Below are 16,380 nucleotides of genomic sequence, written 5' to 3'. Positions count from 1 at the left end.
GTGCAGGAGCCGGTTCCTTTTTCCTGCCTGGTTGAAGTCGAACGCCTCAGGGCATAGATGGCGTGGAAAGCCTCGGACCGATGAAAGGAACCACCGTGGAACGCATAACCATCGACGTCGTATCGGACGTCGTCTGCCCTTGGTGCTACCTCGGCAAGGCACGGCTTGAGCTCGCAATAGCCGAAGTGCAGGACGAAGTGGGCGTCGACGTCAACTGGAGGCCCTACCGCCTCAATCCCGACTATCCGTCCGAGGGCGTCGATCAGAAGAAAGCGCTGGAGCAGAAGCTCGGCGGCAGCGGGCGCGTCGCGCAGGCTCACAAGATGCTGGTCGACTTCGGCCGCGAGGTCGGCATCAATTTCGACTTCGAAGCGATCAAGATCGGGCCGAATACGCTCGATGCGCACCGCGTGATCCATTGGGCGATGGTCGAGGACCGCGAGAAACAGGACCGTGTCGTCAACGCCCTCTTCAAGGCGAACTTCGAGGAAGGCAGAAATGTCGGAGACCATGCAGTATTGCTCAACATCGCCGAGCAAGCCGGTCTAAACCGCGCTGTGATTTCCTCCCTGCTTGCTTCGGATGCCGACCGTGAGCTGGTGATTGCCGAGATCGAGGCGGCCAAGAAGATGGGTGTCACCGGCGTCCCCTTCTTCATCTTCGATCAGCAATACGCTGTCAGCGGTGCCCAGACGCCGGACGTGCTGGCAGGTGCGCTTCGCGACATCGCCAAGACGAAGTCTGAAGCGCGCGCCGGGCTGAACTGACCGGCCCTACGGCTTTGCCAATTCGGCCAGCTGCGTCATGACGACGGCCGCGCCCTGCAGCCGCTTTTCCGGCGTCGGCAGGTCGCGGGTCAAAAACACGCTGTGGTCCGGACGGATCTTCGCCATCGTGCCCTGCTTGGCGATATACCCGACCAGGTTTGCCGGGTTCGGGAATTCCTTGTTTCGGAACTGGACGACCACGCCCTTCGGGCCGGCGTCCAGCTTTTCAACATTGGCGACGCGGCAAAGCGATTTGATGTAGACGATCTTCAAAAGGTGCTGCACCTCGATCGGCATCGGACCGAATCGGTCGATCATTTCGGCGCCGAAGGCATCTATTTCCTTGAGCTCGGTGATCTCGCCGAGGCGACGATAGAGCGCCATGCGCAGATGGAGGTCCGGCACATAGCCGTCCGGGATCATCACAGGCGTCCCAACCGAAATCTGCGGCGACCAGCCGGTATCTTGAATTTCGTCCACGCCCTTCACCTCAGCGACCGCCTCTTCAAGCATCTGCTGGTAAAGCTCGAAGCCGACTTCCTTGATATGGCCCGATTGTTCCTCGCCGAGAAGGTTACCAGCCCCGCGGATATCGAGGTCGTGGCTGGCGAGCTGGAAGCCGGCGCCGAGCGTATCCAGCGACTGCAACACCTTGAGGCGACGCTCGGCGGTTGCCGTCAGCACCTTGTTGACCGGCAGCGTGAACAGCGCGAAAGCGCGGACCTTCGAGCGGCCGACGCGGCCGCGCAGCTGATAGAGTTGCGCCAGACCGAACATGTCGGCGCGGTGGACGATCAGCGTGTTGGCTGTCGGGACATCGAGGCCGGATTCGACGATCGTCGTCGAAAGCAAGACGTCGTAGCGGCCCTCGTAGAAGGCATTCATGACGTCTTCGAGTTCGCCCGCCGGCATCTGGCCATGGGCGACTGCAACCTTCAACTCGGGAACATCCGACCGCAGAAAGGCATGCACGTCCTCGAGGTCCGCCAAGCGAGGACAGACGTAGAAGCTCTGGCCGCCGCGATAATGCTCGCGCATCAGCGTCTCGCGGATAACGAGGCTGTCGAAAGGCGAAATAAATGTGCGCACCGCCATGCGGTCGACCGGCGGTGTAGTGATCAGCGACAGCTCACGGACGCCGGTCATCGCGAGCTGCAGTGTGCGCGGGATCGGCGTTGCCGAAAGTGTCAGCACGTGGACGTCACTCTTCAGCTCCTTCAGGCGTTCCTTGTGCTTCACGCCGAAATGTTGCTCCTCGTCGATGATAAGGAGGCCGAGATTGGCGAATTTAATGCCGGCACCGAGCAGCGCGTGCGTTCCGACGACGATATCGGTCTTGCCCTCGGCTACCTCCTTCTTCGTAAGGGCGAGTTCCTTGGCACCGACAAGGCGCGAGGCCTGCTGTATACGCACCGGCAGGCCACGGAAGCGCTCCATAAAGGTCTTGAAATGCTGGCGGGCAAGCAGCGTTGTCGGTACGACGACGGCAACTTGAATGCCATTCATCGCCGCGATGAAGGCGGCCCGCAGCGCAACTTCCGTCTTGCCGAACCCGACGTCGCCGCAGACGAGGCGATCCATCGGGCGCCCGGCGGCAAGGTCGCCGCGCACCGCCTCAATGGCATTGTCCTGATCTTCCGTCTCATCGTAAGGGAAGCGCGCCGCAAACTCGTCGTAGAGCCCTTCCTGTGTCGTCAGCGCCGGCGCGTGCCGGGTCAAACGCTCGGCCGCAATCCGGATCAGAGCGTCAGCCATGTCGAGCAGGCGCTTCTTGAGTTTCGCCTTGCGCATCTGCCATGCGCCGCCGCCGAGCCTGTCCAACTGAGCTTCGGTTCCCTCACCGCCATAGCGTGACAGCAGATCGATGTTTTCGACCGGCAGGAAAAGCTTGGCGTCATCGGCATATTGCAGCTCCAGGCACGCATGCGGGGCGCCGGCCGCCTCGATTGTCTTCAGGCCGACGAAACGGCCGATGCCGTGTTCGGCGTGAACGACGACCGAACCCTCGTCGAGACCTGCAACTTCCGAAATGAAGTCGGCAGCGCGCTTGCGGCGCTTGGTGCGGCGAACCATGCGGTCGCCGAGAATGTCCTGCTCGCCGATGACGATGAGGTCACCGGTCTCGAAGCCCGACTCGAGGCTGAGCACGGCTGCTGCCGCCTCGCCCCTGTCCAGCTGATCGACGGCCTTCAATGTTTCGACCGGCTTGACGCGCTCTAGGCCATGTTCGTTCAGCACCTGCAGCAGGCGTTCAAGCGAACCCTCCGTCCAGGCGGTAATGAGAACCTTCGCGCCGCCTGCGCGCCTTTCGGCGATATGCTTGACGACGACATCAAAGATGTTGACGCGCTCGGTATTGCCGCCGCCTTCAACATTCGCCCGCGCCCAACGCTCGCCCTGGCGCGCACCGATATTGACGACGCGCCTGGCCTCGCCCTCGTGCTCGTTGAAGGGTGAAATCCGCATGGTGTTCAACGCATCCAGAACCTTCGCAAAGGATTGGCTGTCGAGATAAAGTTGACCCGGCGTCACAGGCTTGTAGGGCGTTCCCTGGGCCATCTGGCCCTTGACCTGCCGGCCTGAGTTCAGGCGGGCGTCGAAATAGTCGAGCACGAGCTTGGAGCGCTCTTCTGCGGCCTCACGCACGGTATGATCCGCGACCAGCCGAAAACCCTTCAGGTAATCAAACACAGTCTCCAGATTCTCGTAAAAGAGCGGCAGCCAGTGCTCCATGCCGGGATAGCGACGCCCTTCGGAAACGGCGAGATAAAGCGCATCGTCGCGGGTCGCCGCGCCAAAGGCCGAGAGATAATTCTTGCGGAAGCGGCTGATTGTATCCGGCGTCAGCGTCACTTCGCTCATCGGATTGAGATCGAGAGAACGCACCTGCCCGGTCGTACGCTGGCTTGCCGGATCAAAGCTGCGGATGCTCTCCAGAGTATCGCCAAAGAAATCGAGGCGGACCGGCTCTTCGGAGCCCGGAACGAAAACGTCGAGGATGCCACCGCGCACCGCATATTCGCCCACCTCGCGCACCGTCGCGACCCGGTCGAAACCATTGCGTTCCAGCCGCCCGGCGAGGTCGTCCATGCGCACCTGGTTGCCTGGACGGGCCGAAAATGCCAGGCTCTCGATCACATTTTGGGGCGCCACCTTCTGCAGCATTGCGTTGACGGTAACGAGCACGATTGCCGCATGCGGCTTCTTTCGATGGGCGATCAGGCCGCTCAGTGCCGCCAGGCGGCGGGCCGAGGTGTCGGCGCTGGGCGAAACGCGGTCGTAGGGCAGGCAGTCCCAGGCGGGCAGCGTAAGAACCGGAATGTCGGGAGCTACAAAGCCGAGCATCTGCTCCAGGTCGGCCATGCGCTGCCCGTCGGAAAGCACGTAGGCGACCGGTCCGCCAGCGCGTGCCAATTCGGCGAGCAGGAGCGGTTCCAGGCCGGACGGCACATTGCCGATCGTCAGAGGCTCGGCAACGGCGGCAAGCTTGCTTGCATCAAATCCTGGGATCATTCCGGCTTCCTGGATGCGGGGTCGGCCGGGTATTCGAAATCCGGCTTGAAGGCTGCGAGGCGTTGGAACATTGGCGTTTGAAAGCGCTCCGGGATGGGCCACGTGCCCATAACCCAGCGCAGAAGGTCGTTGTCTTCCTCGCCCATTATGGTTTCGAGCTCATCGAGCTCAGCTTCCGACAGCGTCGCCACCTCGGCTTCGGCGAACTGGCCGAAGACCAGATCCATCTCGCGCAGCCCGCGATGCCAACAGCGGAACAATATGCGGCGGCGGCGCGGGTCGAGACCGGCACTCGAGAGTGTCACACCTGTCATGGCATCACCTTCCTGTTGATGCGCCTCTATAGCCCCTCGAAAGCGGCTTGTCAGCCTTGCCAATGCCCTATTCTTCATCGCATTTTGCAGCATGCGCCCCACCATCCTCGATCCGCTGTTTTCCCCCGTTTCGGCTCTTTCGGGCGTCGGCCCGAAGATTGCCGAGCTGCTGGTGAAGCTGCTTGGACGCGAGACACCGGACGACACAAGGATCATCGACCTGCTCTTCCATGCGCCGCATTCGCTGATCGATCGGCGCAACCAGCCGAAAATTGCGCGCGCGCCGCAAGGTTCGATCGTGACGATCACCGCGCGGGTCGACCGGCACCAGCCCCCGCCGAGGGGCAAGAGCAATATTCCCTACCGCGTCTTCCTGCACGACGAGACTGGCGAACTCAGCCTCGTCTTCTTCCGCGGACAGGCCGCGTGGCTGGACAAACAGCTTCCGATCGACGAGGAGGTCACCGTCAGCGGCAAGATCGACTGGTTTAACGGTCGGGCAACGATCGTGCATCCGGACTACATCGTAAAGGCAGGCGATACGGAGAGCCTGCCGCTCGTCGAGCCGGTCTACCCGCTGACCGCCGGGCTTTCACCGAAGACGCTGCACAAGATCATCGAGGCGGCGGTGCTGCGAATGCCGGAACTGCCGGAATGGATCGATCTTTCACTGGCGCAGGCACAGGGGCTGCCTTCGATCGCCGACAGTTTCCGTATGCTGCATGAACCGCGCGATCCGACAGACGTCGATCCGCAAGCCCCTGCCCGGCGAAGGCTTGCCTATGACGAGTTCCTCGCCGGACAGTTGTCGCTGGCGCTGGTACGCCAACGGCTTACCAAGGTCGCTGGGCAGCCGGTCCATGCCACCGGCGAAATCAGCGGCAGGATCCTGCAGACGCTGCCCTTTTCGCCCACGCGCAGCCAGATGGAAGCAATCGCCGACATCCTGAAGGACATGGCTGGCGAAGACCGCATGCTGCGGCTGCTGCAGGGCGATGTCGGCTCCGGTAAGACGCTGGTGGCCCTGATGGCCATGGCCGCGGTGATCGAGTGTGGCGGACAGGCCGTTCTGATGGCTCCCACCGAGATTCTCGCCCGTCAGCACCATGCGACGATCTCAAAATTCTCCGCTTCTGTTGGTCTCGCTATCGAGGTACTGACGGGCCGCACCAAGGGACGTGAGCGCGACGATATCCTCGGACGCATCGCTTCCGGCGAAGCCCAAGTCATCATCGGCACGCATGCGCTCTTCCAGGAGAGCGTCAATTACAAAAAGCTCATGCTGGCAGTCGTCGACGAGCAGCATCGCTTCGGCGTTCACCAGCGGCTGCGGCTGACGGCCAAGGGCATTTCCCCGCACATGCTGGTGATGACGGCAACTCCCATTCCGCGCACGCTGGTGCTCGCCGCGTTCGGCGACATGGATGTCTCCAAGCTCACCGAGAAACCTGCCGGCCGCAAACCGATCCAGACGATCACGATACCGAGCGAACGGACCGGGGAAATCATAGAGCGGCTGCAAAGCGCGCTTGCCGAAGGCAAGAAGGCCTATTGGATCTGCCCGCTGGTCGAGGAATCCGAAGAGCTCGATCTCATGTCAGCCGAAGAGCGGCATGCGACGCTGGTCTCGACGCTCGGTCCCGGCATCGGCCTCGTCCACGGCCGCATGAGCGGAGCGGAGAAAGACGCCGTGATGATGGCGTTCAAGAACGGCGAACTCAGGCTGCTGGTGGCGACGACTGTCGTCGAAGTGGGCGTCGACGTGCCGGATGCGACGATCATGGTGATCGAGCATGCCGAACGCTTCGGTCTCGCGCAGCTCCATCAGCTTCGCGGCCGCGTCGGACGCGGTGACGAAGCATCGACCTGCATCCTGCTCTACAAAGGTCCGCTCGGCGAGACCGGTCATGCGCGTCTGTCAATCATGCGGGAAACGGAGGACGGCTTCCGGATCGCAGAAGAAGACTTGAAGCTGCGCGGCGAAGGCGAACTGCTCGGCACCCGCCAATCCGGCACGCCCGGTTTCCGGATCGCGAGCCTCGAAGCGCACGCCGATCTTCTGGAGATCGCCCGAAGGGATGCCGCCTATGCGATCGAGCGCGACCCGGAACTCACGAGCGAACGCGGTTTCGCGTTCCGCACCCTGCTCTATTTATTCCGGCGCGACGAAGCGATCCGCTTTCTTCGCGCGGGCTAAAAGTCTCGGTTTTCCCGGAACCGCCGGTTCCTTGGACGGCTTGGCCGGAAAGTCTGGCGCTACGAGGCCGCCGGAGACGAGCAGCTTGGCGCCGTCCTCCGCACTCATGTCGAGCACGACGATCTTTTCGCGCGGCACGAAGATCAAAAAGCCGGCGGTCGGTATTGGCGTCGGCGGCAGAAACACGCTCACCATATCCTGGCCCATCGCATTGAACTTCGAAGCAATTTCGCCCTTTGCATCCGTTGCGATGAACACCAGCGCCCAAAGGCCTGGGCTCGGATACTCGATGAGGCCTACCTTCTTGAAGGAATTGCTGCGTTCCTCCAGCACCGTCTCGAATATCTGCTTCACGCTCTTGTAGATGCTGCGCACCAGCGGCACGCGCCGTACCACCGACTCGCCGAACTGCACGATTGTCTGGCCGATAAGGTTCTTGCCGAGAAAACCGATGATGGTGATGAAGATCATGGCGATCACCAGGCCGGAGCCGGGTACTGCGAAGTTCAGGTAGCTGTCCGGGTCGTAGCGCGCCGGAATGTAGGGTTTCACCCAGCTGTCGGCCCACCGGACGACGGACCACGTCAGCCACAGCGTGATCGCAATCGGAGCACAGATGATGAGGCCCGCGAGGAAGTTGTTTCTCATGCGGGTCGCTATCGGCAATCGGGGCAGTTTGTGCGTCATCGCTCGCGATGAACTCCCTTGAATCTACCGGCTGTCGTGATCACGCGCACCCCCGCACCTGGAACGAAGCTGCCAGAATTCGGCCCCTTTCACAAGCCTTCAGGCGGCTTTCCGATTCACTCAACCGTGACCGATTTTGCGAGGTTTCGTGGCTGGTCGACATCCGTGCCCATGAAGACGGCGGTGTGGTAGGCGAGCAGTTGGATCGGCAGCGAGAAGATCATCGGCGCGATGATCTCAGGGACGTTCGGAAGCGCGATCGTCGCCAATGTCGGCAGCTTGGAGGCAGCAGCACCTGCTTCGTCGGTGATGAAGATGATCCGGCCGCCGCGGGCTGCGACTTCCTGCATATTCGAAACGGTCTTTTCGAAGAACCGGTCGTAAGGCGCGATCACGATGACCGGCATGTTCTCGTCGATCAGCGCGATCGGGCCGTGCTTCAATTCGCCCGCCGCATACCCTTCCGCATGGATGTAGGAAATTTCCTTGAGCTTCAGCGCACCTTCCATCGCGAGGGGGAAGCTGGTGCCGCGGCCGAGATAAAGCACGTCGCGGCACTTGGAGAGTTCGCGCGAGAGACTTTCCATCTGCGGCTGGACGAGGTTCAGCACGCGGCTCATGATGCGCGGCATTTCGGCAAGCTGCCGGACGAGCCCCTTTTCCTCATCGGCGCTTACGGTGCCGCGCGCCTTGCCCGCGCCGATCGCCAGAGACGCGAGGACTGCCAGCTGGCAGGTGAACGCCTTCGTCGAAGCAACTCCGATTTCAGGACCGGCCATGATCGGGAAGACGGCATCGGATTCGCGCGCGATCGTCGATTCCTGCACATTGACCACGGCGCCGATTTTCAGACCGTTGTCCTTGCAGTAGCGGAGCGAGGCCAGCGTGTCCGCAGTTTCCCCGGACTGCGAGATGAAAAGTGCCGCCTGCGACGGCTGCAGCGGCATTTCGCGATAGCGGAATTCCGAGGCGACATCGATCTCGACCGGCAGACGAGCGTAGCGCTCGAACCAGTATTTTCCGATCAGACCGGCGAGATAGGCGGTGCCGCAGGCCGAGATCGCGAGGCCGCTGATGGATTTGAAATCGATCTCCGACGCATTGGACCCAATCGTGTTCTCGGCAAAGTTCATATAGTGGCTGAGCGCGTGGGAGATAACTTCCGGCTGCTCATAAATTTCCTTCTCCATGAAGTGACGATGGTTACCCTTGTCGACGACATAGGCCGTCGCCTGCGATATCTGCCGCGGGCGGTTTAGCGGGTTTCCGGAGAAATCGACGATGGTCGCACCGTCGCGGGTGATGACCGCGCAGTCGCCGTCCACGAGATAGGTGATTTCGTTGGTAAAGGGCGATAGAGCGATTGCATCCGAGCCCAAGAACATTTCGCCATTGCCGAAACCGATGGCAAGGGGCGGGCCGGAGCGCGCTGCCAGCAACGTGCCCGGATCGCTTTGCAGCATGACGACCAGCGCATAGGCGCCTGTCACGCGGTTCAGCATCCTCAGCATTGCAGCGCGGGGCTCAAGTCCTTCGCGCAGGTATCTCGCCATTAAGTGGGCAACGACTTCGGTGTCGGTCTGGCTTTCGAATACGGCACCATCCGCGTTGAGCTCGTCACGAAGCTCCGAGAAATTCTCGATGATGCCGTTGTGAACGACCGCCACGCCCTCGACGAAATGCGGATGCGCATTCGTCTCGTTCGGAACGCCGTGCGTTGCCCAGCGCGTATGGGCGATGCCGGTCGTACCGGGCAGCGGCTCGAGGTCGAGGCACTTCTCGAGATTGAAGAGCTTGCCCTTGGCGCGGCGGCGACTCATCACGCCACCGTGGATCGTCGCGACGCCCGCCGAATCGTAACCCCGATACTCGAGCCGCTTCAGCGCATCGACCAAACGTTCCGCGACCGGCTGACTGCCGACGATCCCCACAATACCGCACATGAACAATCCCCAACGCTTCGAAAATAACGAGCAAGTCCTAGCGATTTTCTGTTGTTTCTCAATCGGTCAGCCGGTCACTTTCGATTTCCGGCCGTTACTCAGCCTTGGCTTGCTTTGCGGCCTTGATCGCCTGTGCGCGCTCGCGGATCGACGTGGCGCGCCCCGGTTTCATTTCCTGGCGCGCCCGGCCGAAAGCGAGCGCCTCGGCAGGAACATTGTGGGTGATGACGCTGCCCGACGCAATATAGGCGCTGTCACCAATGCTGACCGGAGCAACCAGCGCGCTGTTGGAGCCGATGAAGGCGTTGGCGCCGATTCGGGTCTCGTGCTTGTTCACGCCGTCATAATTGCAGGTGATCGTGCCCGCGCCGATATTGGCCCCGGCACCGATGACCGCATCACCGATATAGGTCAGATGATTGACCTTGGCGCCCTCACCGATCTGCCCGTTCTTCACTTCGCAGAAGTTGCCGACCTTCGATCTCTCGCCGAGATCGGCGCCCGGCCGCAGGCGTGCAAAGGGGCCGACCGTCGCACCGGCACTCACATGCGCGCCTTCAATATGGGAGAAAGCATGAATCACCGCGCCGCCGTCAATCACCGCGCCCGGACCGAAAACGACGTTCGGCTCGATCAGCGCGTCCTGGCCGATCACCGTGTCGTGGGACAGGAAAACGGTTTCGGGGGCGATCATCGTTACGCCGGAGATCATCAATTCGTGGCGGCGGCGCTCCTGCCAGAACCGTTCGATCGCCGCGAGCTCGGCCCTGTTGTTGCAGCCTGTCATTTCCACTTCCGGCGCATCGACGGCCGTTACCCGACCGCCGAGCGAGCGGGCAATCTCGACGAGGTCCGTGAGATAGTACTCGCCTTTGGCATTGCCGTTTCCAACGCGCGCAAGAAGATCGAGCGCCTTGCGGCCGTTGATCGCCATCAGGCCGCTATTGCACCATGTGACGGCGCGCTCCGCATCGGTCGCATCCTTCTCCTCGCGGATCGCAAACAATTCGCCATCCTTGACGAGCAACCGGCCGTAGCCTGTGGGCTTGCTCGTATGGAAGCCGATGACGACGATGTCGCTGCCCTCCGCCAGTTTCTGGCGCGCCGCCTTCAGCGGCCCCTCGGTCTGCAACGGGACATCCCCATAGGTTACCAGGATATCGTCATAGCCGCGGCTAATCGCTTCGCGTGCTGCAAGAACTGCATGTCCAGTTCCGAGGCGCTCCTTTTGCAAGTGTGCCTCGACCTCGACGCCCCCGATTCTGGCGGCCCTCGAGACCTCGTCGGCATCACGACCGACAACGAGAGCGACCGACGAAATGCCGGCCTTCGCCACGGCGTCCACGACATGTGCGATCATCGGCCGGTTGGCGACCGGATGCAGCACCTTCGATCTCGAGGATTTCATGCGTGTACTGTCGCCGGCGGCAAGAATGACGGCAAGGCAGGTGCGTTCCATGGGGCAGCTCCGGGAATCCGTTGTTCAGCTCTGCCTCATAGCAGCAAGGCGAAGCTGCGACAAAGATCAAATTAGATCAGGCGGAAACCTCGGAGAAGGCCGCATAGGCGTCACGCACTTGTTCGCGGCCTTCAACGATAACATCTTCCATCGCCTTGCGGGCGCCGGCAACGTCGCCGGCGACGATCGCATCGACAATGCGCATATGCGTGTCGGCAATGTTGGCGAAACCGTTCTGCGATGGCGGCGTGCTGAGTCGGAACATGCCTACGAGGGCGGCCTCGATCAAACTTCCGAGCGTGCGCATGAATGGGTTGTGGGAAGCATCCGCGACAGCGAGATGGAATCTCAGGTCGGCGAGCGCAAGGCTCTCCGTCGTGTGACCGGGCGCAGCCATATCGAGCGCCAGTGCACGCAGCGTCGCGATGTCATCGGCGTTTGCACGTTCTGCCACAAGGCCCGCGGCGAAAGGTTCCACCGCCAGGCGGATGTCGTAGAGTTGAAGCAGGAATTCTTCGGTGACGCCGTGGTCGAAGTGCCAGGCGATGATCTCACTGTCGAACATGTTCCAGAGGTTCTTCTCCGTCACACGCGTGCCGACACGGGCCTTGGCAACAACCATTCCCTTGGCTGCAAGCGTCTTCATCGTTTCGCGAAGGACGGTGCGGGAGACCTTGAAGCGCTGGGCAAGCTCGACGTCACCGGGCAAAATCGAGCCGACCGGATAGGTTCCGGCAACGATGGCCTTGCCAAGCTCGTCCACGACCTGCGCGTGGCTCGTGCGGGTCTTCCGACCGGTCCTTCGTGTCTCAAGCAATCGGTTGCGCAACAAGTCCTCCGTCAGGCGTACCTCTTGTTCAAACTGGACAAGAACAGGATGGCCTTTTGCATCAGGATAAACGCAAATAGCAAAAGGCCGATCAGGATTTTCGTCCACCAGCTCGAGAGCGTCCCGTCGAAGGTGATATATGTCTGAATGAGCCCCTGTATCAGGAGACCGATGAAGGTTCCCGCTACGAATCCTGCCCCCCCGGTCAGAAGTGTCCCCCCAATGACCACCGCCGCGATGGCGTCAAGCTCGACACCGACCGCCGCCAGAGAATATCCGGCAGACGTATAGAGCGAAAAAACGATTCCGGATAGGCCCGCCAAAAAGCCAGAGAGCGCGTAGATCCGGATGGTCGTCGGGCCGACCGGCACACCCATCAACTCCGCCGTCTGGACGCCGCCGCCGAGCGCGTAGACATTCGCTCCGAAGCGGGTGCGATGGGCGATGAAGACGCCGGCGATGAAAACCAGCAGCATGACCCCGCCGACCAGCGTCAGGCGTCCGCCGCCCGGCAACCGATAGTAAATGCCGGTCAGCGTCGAATAGTAATCGTGGTCGATGGGGATACTGTCGATCGAAAGCACATAGGACATGCCGCGTGCCAGAAACATGCCTGCAAGCGTCACGATGAAAGCCGGCATCTTCAAGTAATGAATCACCGCGCCCATCAGTCCACCGAAGGCGGTGGTGATGGCGAGAACCAACGCAAAGGCTGCAAGCGGATGAATTGAGGTGTCCCGCAGCACGACGGCAAGGAACACGCCGGTAAAGGCGATGACCGAGCCGATCGAAAGATCGATACCACCCGAAATGATGACGAAGGTCATGCCGACCGCGGCTATTCCCAGGAAAGCGTTGTCGGTCAACAGATTGCCGGCGACGCGGGTCGAGAGCATGTTCGGGTACTGCAGCGCGCAGGCAGCATAGGAAAGGACGAAGATGACGATGGTTGCCAGGAGCGGCAGGTATCTGGAGTTCATTTCGACAGCTCCGCTCTGGCTTCCGGCTTGCGGCTGAAGAAGACTGCGGCCGATTGCAGCGCAGGCGACTGGATGATGAGAATGATCAGGACGATCACGGCCTTGATGATCAGGTTGAATTCCGGTGGGAAACCGGACAGCAGGATACCGGTATTGACTGCCTGGATGATCATTGCCCCGATCAGCGAGCCGAGGATGCTGAAGCGCCCGCCAAGGAGAGAATTACCGCCAACGACCACCGCAAGGATCGCATCGAGCTCCAGCCAGAGACCGGCATTGTTGGCATCAGCACCCTTGATGTCGGCGGCCACGATAATGCCGGCGATCGCCGCACAGAGCGCGCTCAGCATATAGACCGCCATCAAAAGAACGGGCGTACGAACCCCTGAAAGCGTGCTGGCACGGCGATTTATCCCGACCGATTCAATCAGCATTCCAAGTGCGGTCCGCCTGACGAGCAGGATTACCAACGCGCCCGCGATCAGCCAGATCACGACGGGCATCGGCAAAAACGCAAAGGAGCCGCTACCGAAAAATATCAGACCCGGATCATTGAAGGTCATGATCACCCCTTCGGTGATCAACTGCGCGATGCCGCGTCCGGCGACCATTAGCACAAGCGTGGCGATGATCGGCTGGATATTCAGGATCGCCACCAAAAAGCCGTTCCAAACACCGCATAGCAGCCCGACGCAGAGTGTGGTGATCAGCGTGTATGCCAGCGGATTTCCGGAGACGATCGACGATGCGGCAACCGCACCGCAGATGGCAATGACGGCGCCGACGGAAAGATCGATTCCCTTCGTCGCGATCACCAGCGTCATGCCAATGGCGAGCAGGGCAACGGGCGCGCCGCGGTTCAGGACGTCGATCAGACTGCCATAGAGGCGGTCATTCTGAACGACGACATTAAAAAACTGCGGAAACATGATGAAATTCAACAAAAGAATGACGGCCAGCGCAATCAATTGCGGTGCCAGGCGTATGGAAAGCGCCTTCAGCGAGGAATTCATGCATCCTCCATTTTCTGTTCAGCCGCGACGATCGCGTCGATGACGTGGGATGCAGTCAAGCGGTCCCCAGCAAGCTGGGCAACGTGTTCGCGGTCGCGAAGGACGACGACGCGTGAACTATAGGCGACAAGCTCTTCCAATTCAGATGAAATCACAATCAGCGACATGCCCTTTGCACAAAGCTCCTCGATCAGCCGGATGATCTCGGCATGGGCACCGACGTCGATGCCGCGCGTCGGTTCGTCGAGGATCAGAAAATCGGGATTGGTGGCAAGCCAGCGCGCGAGGATGGCCTTCTGCTGGTTGCCGCCGGAAAGCAGCCGGATCGGTTTCTCGCGGTCGGTCGTGCGGATATCGAGCGCCTTTATATATTGGTCCGCAAGAGCGTTCTGTTCGCCGCGCGATAGCGGTCTCGCCCAGCCGCGGCGGGCCTGAAGCGCCAGCGCGATATTCTCGCGGATCGACAGATCGCCGATAATCCCGTCGGTCTTGCGGTCCTCCGGGCAGAACCCGAAGCCGTGCCTGATCGCAGCGCGCGGGCTCGACAGCGCCACGACCTTGCCATCGATCACCGCCCTGCCACTGTCGGCATGCTCTATGCCGAAGAAAAGTTCTGCCGTCTCTGTCCGTCCCGAACCGAGCAGGCCGGCTATGCCGACGACTTCGCCCACGCGAATGTCGAGATCGAAAGGCTTGACCTTGCCACGCTTGCCATAGCCCTCGAAGCGATATTTGACGCTGCCTGCAACGGTCGTGCGTTCCTTTGCGGCCTCTTCCGTCTGTGCCAGTTCGCGGCCGAGCATCATCGGGATCAGCGCCTGCCGCGGTAGTTCCGCCACTTCCCGGGTGCCGACAAGCCTGCCGTTGCGAAGCACCGTGATCCGGTCGCTGATCGCGTAAACCTGTTCCAAAAAATGTGTAATAAACACAATTCCTAATCCACGTCTCTTCAAGTCATTAATGACATTGAAAAGCATCGCGACTTCGTGCGTATCAAGGCTCGCCGTCGGCTCGTCAAGGATCAGAACCTTGCCGGAAAGATCGACTGCACGGGCAATGGCGATCACCTGCTGGACGGCGACGGAGAAGCGGTCGAGCTGTGCCGTGACATCGATGTCCAGGCCATATTGCGCCAGTAGCTCGCGCGACATCCGGTTCATTGCACGCGTGTCGATCATGCCGAAACGCAGCGGCTGACGGCCAAGGAAAAGGTTTTCGGCGACGCTGAGATTCGGCAGGAGATTCACCTCCTGATAGACAGTCCCGATGCCGAGCCTCTGTGCCGCCAGCGTGTCTGTGGGATCGATCTCGCTGCCCTCGAGCGCCAGTCTTCCATCGTCGCGGCGATAGGCGCCGGTCAGGCATTTTATGAGTGTGGATTTGCCGGCTCCGTTTTCGCCGAGCAGCGCATGGACCTCGCCCTTGCGAAGCGTGAAATCGACCCTGTCCAACGCAACGGCGCCGGGGAAGAATTTCGATATTCCGGACGCGACGAGAACGTTCTCGAATTCGTGAATCATGGCTCGATATTTTCCAGATATTGACCGCCCATGCCCTTGCACTTGACGGGCATGATGTCCCGTTCGAACGGGCAGCGCCGCACCGGCCATGAGCGCCGGTGCGGCTACAGTGTCAATTAGTAACCGAGGCCCTTCTTGGCTTCGTATACCTTCATCGGATCATCAGCCGGCGTATAGAGCTTCGATTCCGTCTGGATCCACTTCGGCGGCTCCTTCTTGTCCTTCAGGTAGGCCTCAAGCACATCGAATGCCGGCCCGGCCATGTTTGGCGTAAGCTCGACCGTCGCGTTGGCCTCGCCTGCCGCCATCGCCTGGAAGATGTCCGGAACGGCGTCGATCGAGACGACGAGGATATCCTTGCCGGGCTTCAAGCCGGCTTCCTTGATCGCCTGAATGCCACCAACGGCCATATCGTCGTTGTGGGCATAAAGCGCGCAGATGTCCTTGCCGCCGTTTTCAGCCTTCAGGAAGCTCTCCATGACTTCCTTGCCCTTGGCGCGGGTGAAGTCGCCGGTCTGGCTGCGGACGATCTTGAAGTTGTCATGGCCAGCAAGCGCCTCCTCGAAGCCCTTCTTGCGGGCAATAGCTGGGGAGGAACCGGTGGTGCCTTGCAGCTCGACGATGTTGCACTTTTTGTCGCCGGCATTCTTGACGAGCCATTCGCCCGCAACCTTGCCTTCATGAACCTGGTCGGAGGTCACGGCCGTCAAATAGAGGTCATCCGGAGCCTTGATGGTACGGTCGAGCAGGATGACCGGGATTTCGGCTTCCTTGGCTTCCTTGAGGACATCGTCCCAACCGGTCTCGACGACGGGAGCGAGGAAAATCGCGTCGACGCCTTGTGCAACGAAGGAACGCAGCGCCTTGATCTGGTTCTCCTGTTTCTGCTGGGCATCCGAAAATTTCAGATCAACGCCGCGCTTCTCAGCTTCCTGCTTCGTCACCGTCGTCTCAGCGGCACGCCAGCCGGATTCCGACCCGATCTGCGAAAAGCCCACGACAAGCTCAGCTGCAGACGCTGAACCGAACATGCAGGCAGCCAGAACCGTGGCACTCAAAAGTGCATTTTTCAATTTCATGATTGTCTCTCCCAAATGCCGCTCCTCGCGGCGCAGGAGAGAAAAAATCATATAGTATTACTTTTGTAAATTATTATTT

Annotated in this window: 12 protein-coding genes; 2 read left to right on the top strand and 10 right to left on the bottom strand. The window is 60.8% G+C overall.

Features of this window, described 5'->3' with window-relative positions; genetic code table 11:
• Nucleotides 1-95 precede the first annotated feature (95 nt).
• Nucleotides 96-767, top strand: coding sequence for a DsbA family oxidoreductase (locus tag AM571_RS09880; RefSeq protein WP_074063156.1), 672 nt, complete (start codon nucleotides 96-98; stop codon nucleotides 765-767).
• Nucleotides 768-773: 6 nt separating this feature from the next.
• Here AM571_RS09880 and mfd read toward each other — a convergent pair whose 3' ends face one another.
• Together mfd and AM571_RS09870 are read right to left on the bottom strand one after the other, a co-directional pair.
• Entirely contained in the window at nucleotides 774-4,280 is a 3,507-nt protein-coding gene (gene mfd, locus AM571_RS09875) for a transcription-repair coupling factor (protein WP_074061247.1), read from the bottom strand.
• The gene (locus AM571_RS09870; RefSeq protein ID WP_074063155.1) at nucleotides 4,277-4,594 is read right to left on the bottom strand and encodes a succinate dehydrogenase assembly factor 2; all 318 of its coding nucleotides are present in this window, start codon (nucleotides 4,592-4,594) and stop codon (nucleotides 4,277-4,279) included. Before AM571_RS09870 ends, mfd begins: the two co-directional genes overlap by 4 nt.
• A 91-nt stretch (nucleotides 4,595-4,685) precedes the next feature.
• Between AM571_RS09870 and recG the strand changes: the two genes are divergently transcribed.
• Nucleotides 4,686-6,791, top strand: coding sequence for an ATP-dependent DNA helicase RecG (recG, locus tag AM571_RS09865; RefSeq protein WP_074061246.1), 2,106 nt, complete (start codon nucleotides 4,686-4,688; stop codon nucleotides 6,789-6,791).
• On the opposite strand, the gene AM571_RS09860 is transcribed toward recG, so the two are convergent.
• The 8 genes from AM571_RS09860 to ytfQ form a co-directional block, all read right to left on the bottom strand.
• Nucleotides 6,747-7,478 (bottom strand): DUF502 domain-containing protein, encoded by a 732-nt coding sequence (locus AM571_RS09860; protein WP_074061245.1) that lies wholly within the window; start codon nucleotides 7,476-7,478, stop codon nucleotides 6,747-6,749. The two genes, recG and AM571_RS09860, sit on opposite strands and share 45 nt — an antisense overlap.
• A 116-nt stretch (nucleotides 7,479-7,594) precedes the next feature.
• Entirely contained in the window at nucleotides 7,595-9,421 is a 1,827-nt protein-coding gene (glmS, locus tag AM571_RS09855) for a glutamine--fructose-6-phosphate transaminase (isomerizing) (protein ID WP_074061244.1), read from the bottom strand.
• Nucleotides 9,422-9,515: 94 nt separating this feature from the next.
• On the bottom strand, nucleotides 9,516-10,880 hold the full coding sequence (gene glmU / locus AM571_RS09850; RefSeq protein WP_074061243.1) for a bifunctional UDP-N-acetylglucosamine diphosphorylase/glucosamine-1-phosphate N-acetyltransferase GlmU: 1,365 nt from the start codon (nucleotides 10,878-10,880) through the stop codon (nucleotides 9,516-9,518).
• 76 nt (nucleotides 10,881-10,956) lie between these two features.
• On the bottom strand, nucleotides 10,957-11,709 hold the full coding sequence (locus AM571_RS09845; RefSeq protein ID WP_074061242.1) for a FadR/GntR family transcriptional regulator: 753 nt from the start codon (nucleotides 11,707-11,709) through the stop codon (nucleotides 10,957-10,959).
• An 11-nt stretch (nucleotides 11,710-11,720) separates the two neighbouring features.
• Nucleotides 11,721-12,689 (bottom strand): galactofuranose ABC transporter, permease protein YjfF, encoded by a 969-nt coding sequence (yjfF, locus tag AM571_RS09840; protein WP_074061241.1) that lies wholly within the window; start codon nucleotides 12,687-12,689, stop codon nucleotides 11,721-11,723.
• Nucleotides 12,686-13,702 carry an ABC transporter permease gene (locus tag AM571_RS09835; RefSeq protein ID WP_074061240.1) on the bottom strand — a complete coding sequence of 339 codons (1,017 nt, stop codon included), beginning with the start codon at nucleotides 13,700-13,702 and terminating at the stop codon, nucleotides 12,686-12,688. Before AM571_RS09835 ends, yjfF begins: the two co-directional genes overlap by 4 nt.
• Nucleotides 13,699-15,222: a galactofuranose ABC transporter, ATP-binding protein YtfR gene (ytfR, locus tag AM571_RS09830; RefSeq protein ID WP_074061239.1), complete on the bottom strand. Its 1,524-nt coding sequence runs from the start codon at nucleotides 15,220-15,222 to the stop codon at nucleotides 13,699-13,701. Before ytfR ends, AM571_RS09835 begins: the two co-directional genes overlap by 4 nt.
• A 116-nt stretch (nucleotides 15,223-15,338) precedes the next feature.
• Nucleotides 15,339-16,301, bottom strand: coding sequence for a galactofuranose ABC transporter, galactofuranose-binding protein YtfQ (gene ytfQ, locus AM571_RS09825; protein ID WP_074061238.1), 963 nt, complete (start codon nucleotides 16,299-16,301; stop codon nucleotides 15,339-15,341).
• Nucleotides 16,302-16,380: the final 79 nt, after the last annotated feature.

Origin of the sequence: Rhizobium etli 8C-3, assembly GCF_001908375.1 — a bacterium.
In the GTDB taxonomy this organism is placed as follows: domain Bacteria; phylum Pseudomonadota; class Alphaproteobacteria; order Rhizobiales; family Rhizobiaceae; genus Rhizobium; species Rhizobium etli_B.
Note: the sequence above shows the minus strand (reverse complement) of the source record. Positions and strands in the feature narration are given on the sequence as shown.